Annotated in this window: 3 protein-coding genes; all 3 read left to right on the top strand. The window is 37.3% G+C overall.

Going from position 1 to position 4,629, the window contains the following annotated elements:
- Window positions 1–2,141 precede the first annotated feature (2,141 nt).
- Complete coding sequence (locus HMPREF3027_RS09340) at window positions 2,142–3,179, top strand: PQQ-like beta-propeller repeat protein (RefSeq protein WP_070708390.1); 1,038 nt, start codon at window positions 2,142–2,144, stop codon at window positions 3,177–3,179.
- A gap of 239 nt (window positions 3,180–3,418) precedes the next feature.
- The gene (locus HMPREF3027_RS09335; protein WP_141756270.1) at window positions 3,419–4,204 is read left to right on the top strand and encodes a hypothetical protein; all 786 of its coding nucleotides are present in this window, start codon (window positions 3,419–3,421) and stop codon (window positions 4,202–4,204) included.
- A 25-nt stretch (window positions 4,205–4,229) separates the two neighbouring features.
- On the top strand, window positions 4,230–4,629 hold a 400-nt coding region (locus HMPREF3027_RS09645), incomplete at its 3' end, for a hypothetical protein (protein WP_168165892.1).

Genomic DNA, 4,629 nt, shown 5'->3' with positions numbered 1-4,629 from the left:
GCATTCTGCCTTACACACTTTTTGGGATACTACCGATCTGCTGCGTTGCTTTCGGAATTCGGACTCGGTCACGTACGTGAGTACGCTCCCAGCGCCCTCATGCTCAGCGCCCTTTTGAGTACCTTGGCAGCCTAGCGGCTACCTAGCATCTCATCCTTCGTTCAAAGTCTCAGCACATTTTAGCAAATGTTCGAGAATAGCACTTCGTGCAACATTCCCTACATAGGCTTGTGCGACCACAAGGGTCGATGACGTATACCGTGCCTTTTTCCCGCTGGTCTTCGGGCTTCGCCCTTGACCAGGGGCTAGCTGAATGGCACCCTGTCGGGTGCTTTAGCTGGGGGTACCTTATCCGATTTCTTTGATGAAAAATGGCTGTTTGTAGGAAGTTAGGAATCAATGGGTTAGGAGGGCGAAAATTGATGCAACTAAGCATTTGCTTTGTTGCATCTCGCCGATTGCTGAGTTGCATCTCGCCGATTGCTTAGTTGCATCTCAACTTTCGGAGACAGTAGGGAGTAGGTGTTAGAAGTATACCTCTTCCGATATTCTGTGGTGATGGGATAAGGTATTATTTATAGGTCTATCTTTGTCGTTTATAGGAAACAAAGCGAAAAAATAAGTACATTTACCGTTCAAAGAGGTATTCTGCCTTACACTCTTTTTGGGATACTACCGTCCCTGTAGGTGAATATACTGAAAAATAATTAAGGTAAAATGAAACAAGAAATACTTAAGAGAGAATGGGAATACACATTCTATAAAGAGGGTGAAAATTTTTATTTGTCAGTCCTTTGTGGAAGTGTTGCATTGTATGATTTGATAATTCAGCTAGACTCTAATGAGTTACTACAGTATCATGAAGACGGTCAAACTTACTTAAACAAATTAGTTGAAGAAATAAGGAATCATCCGAGTCGCTTTATAGGTAGATCTATACTGTAAAGAGGATGAACTCTGGAGACTAGCCAACAGAGAGAATTTGTTCGAGAACTTGGACAAATGGCTAAATGAAGTGCCGCAAAATGTCTAAGATATCATTCGAGGTTGGGATAATGACTACAAGTTACTGCTGAACAAAGACTTGTCATCTTACTCAACTGGTGCAGAGCTTAAATCTCTATTGGCTTCAGCAGAAAATGTAGAGATATGGAAATACTTGAAGGATGATCCTGCTTATGCTTTTGAACTGGCTAAAGACAATAAAGTTTTACAAAGATGGAATCGAGTATGAATAAAGCTTTGAAGTTAAACTTCCATTACTTTGCTCTTCTAGTTGCGATAATATACGTAACATGCTTGAATACATTGATTTATGACGACTATTGGACGCATAAAGTTGAAAGGGCTTTTGGGAAATTAGATTATTTAAAACCTTATATTAGTAAGGGGCTTAATATAGATTTCTCGGATTACTTGGATAATAGACCAGGTTGTAGAAGAATTCTCATGCTTGATTTTGGTGAGAATTGGCTATATTATTGTTTCGTTTTTATTGCTTTCATAGGATATATTATAGTGCCTATAATTTTAAGGCTCAACAAGTGCAAATTCAAGAAATCATATTTTGTTTTTGATGCTTTCTTTTGGTTGCTATATTTTTACGTTTTTATTTATAATAGCATTGTCAATTATCCTTTATACGGTGTTATACCATTAATAGTCCTGTCTCCAACGTGTTTGACTTTAATGGTTTGGCTTAGAATAAAACAGTATAAAATTTTGCTTAACCAACTTGTATAGTGGAAATTGTTCTCTTTTCTTTTCGCTATTTGTTTTTACTAATCGAAATAAGAATGAATGGTTACATTAAACTGAAGGAACAATTACCATCCATTCAACCCCTTTATAATGTTTGATAATAGGGGAAATCTATACTTTATAGGTCTATCTTTGTTGTTTTTCGGGAAACAAAGCGAAAAAAATAAGTACATTTACCGTTCAAAGAGGTATTCTGCCTTACACTCTTTTTGGGATACTACCCCAGTGGATGAAATTAATTTGATATGTGATGACCTCATCTCGCTAAACAAAATCCGCAAGACATTTGGGGACGATAACATAGAAGATGCACAAAGTCTATTAAGAAAATTGGAGAATGACAAAATATTTGACATGATTTTTAATGTAGTAGAATAGTTATGTACAAACTAATAGAAAAAAGAAAAGACCGATATGGGTTTTATGTATGGGAGAAGTATTTCTCCTATTTAGTCAAGTCTAAAAAGGCATTACTGGTAGTCAAAAATCATCAAAATGAAGTTTTGTTCACATCCGAGGAAATGGCAATAAACCAGTATGCTATTATAGAAGATCAGGTTATTTATACTGGACCGGAGAACAACGTAACAAAAATCTATAACCTCAATACAAAAAAAGAGTTTGTTGTAGATACATATTTTTATGGATTAAATAAACTTCCCCAATATATAAAATCATCTATTTACTATCATATATTCGACTTTGTTCCCAACAATCAGTTCCTATATAATCTAAATACCAATCAAATCATTCCTCTGTCCATCGGAGAAATCAAAGGTAGTTTCGGAATAAATAATGATACTCATATTGTTACAGTAAAGGAAGGATGGATATATTCGTATAGTAAAATTGATTTTTCCCTTCTGTGGCAGAAGGATATCGGAGAGATGACTCAGTACCGCTGGTTGTTTGGTACAATAGAAAGAGGTAATATTAGAGACATACATGAATACAAGGGTGATAGTGTTGTTGTCCTTACGGATATATTCATTGTGCGACTAAATATCAATACAGGAGATATTCTTTATTTACAACGACTTCCCCGTGGTCTGATATCTATCTCTATCATTGATAACAAAGCATACGGTTGTTATGCGTCCAGTTATATGGAGGTTGATTTGGATAATGGTGAGGTGATTAATTACATTGAGATGGATAAACTTGAATATCAAGGTGAAAAGTACGATGCAGAGATGGGCTTAAACCGCCTTTATGCTGGGTATCTCTACCATGGGATGAGACTCGAAGGTGGGGTGTTTGCGATAGGAGCCATTAATATTAACACAGGTATCCGAGAATGGGCGAATGTACTGGGTGTCCATTCGGTGCTTGAGATTCAATTTCATCAGAATAGAATGTATATTGCAGATTCAGGCAGAAATCTATACATTTATGAGAAGTCAAATACAACATTATAAAATTACTATATCTAAACAAAAGTACAGGACATTGGTCAAGCGACGTTATGAAACTTGAATAATAGAATATATGGACTTCGATGGAGTGAAGTTGCGGAGTTTTAAGTCGATGTTATTATTTTGAATAATAGGTAATTACATAGTGTAATAAAACATAGAATTAACGATAAAAATAAAAACGACTGAATTGGTCTGGAAATGTAAGATGCATAAAAAAGTTTAGAGAGGAATAAAAATATATGAGACGAAATAGACATACAAAACTATTTAGCTTGTGCGTAATGCATAAGCTACTCTTTGCGTGTATTATTCTGAGTACCATTGCTGGCATCAACTATCAAGTATCTGTTGCACAGGTACGTTATCCTGTTCATGGGACGGTGCAAGTGCTTCCTCCCTATGGGCTGTATTTGTCTGACTATTATGGTGGTAGCCAGGATCGCCTTGTCGTGACACTTCTCAATCGAGACTTGGAGCAGCCGTTGTTGCAGGCACGTCTGCGAGTGCGGGTGAAAAACGGGATGAACTTCAGCCTTGAGTCTCGTGACGAGATCGTCTATCCTATCCTTGAGCTCTCCCCCAATGTTCCTCTCCGCCTCACTTCTATAGATATAGCCCCATATCTACAACCTGACCACATCCGTCTGAGTGGTCGATTAGACAACGGCCGTCTACCGGTGGGTATGACAGAGTTCTCCGTACAGGTTGTAGAATACCATACCGGTCGCCCTCTCTCTGCATGGCATACCGGAAGAGCTTGGTTAGATATCAAAAATCCTCCTATCCTCAATTACCCTCGCCCCAATGAGGTTATTCCTTATCACGAGCCCTTTACTCAGGTACAGTTCCAATGGATGCCACGTCATCAGGGAGTATCGGGTACCGAATACGAATTTGTGCTAAAAGAGCTGCCCGATAATGGTATAGCTCCTCAGTCTGCATTTGCCTATGGTATAGAGATCTACCGTACCAGACAGCGACAGACAGGCCTCTCCTATAGTGTCATGCAGCCACTGTCAATATAAATAGAATAAGTAATTCATAGAGATAATGTTAAAGAGCGAAAAGAAAAAATATGTTTTTGAGCAATTAGATCAGTTGCTCAAGCCACAAGGGTATCGTGCAACTAAGACGGGTGGGGCCCCCTACTATATGTTGGATAAAGATAATGCGAAATATAAGTTTTATCTTAACTTTAGTGATATGGGAGATTTATATTTCTCAAAATATTATATTGAATTAAAAGAAGTGACGAAAATACTAAAGCGAGTATTTGATTTAGACAATCCTTTGATCGATTTTAGACAAGCGAATATTCATCCAACCATTAATGACAAAAGCAAAAATCCATTTATCTACAAAATAATTGACAATTACCGTGAACTAAAGATATTTACCGATTGGGTAATAGACTATTTAGAAAACGATGGTAAGCAATTTATTGAGACAT

This window comes from Porphyromonas sp. HMSC077F02, from assembly GCF_001815465.1.
Taxonomy (GTDB): Bacteria; Bacteroidota; Bacteroidia; order Bacteroidales; family Porphyromonadaceae; genus Porphyromonas_A; species Porphyromonas_A somerae.
Note: the sequence above shows the minus strand (reverse complement) of the source record. Positions and strands in the feature narration are given on the sequence as shown.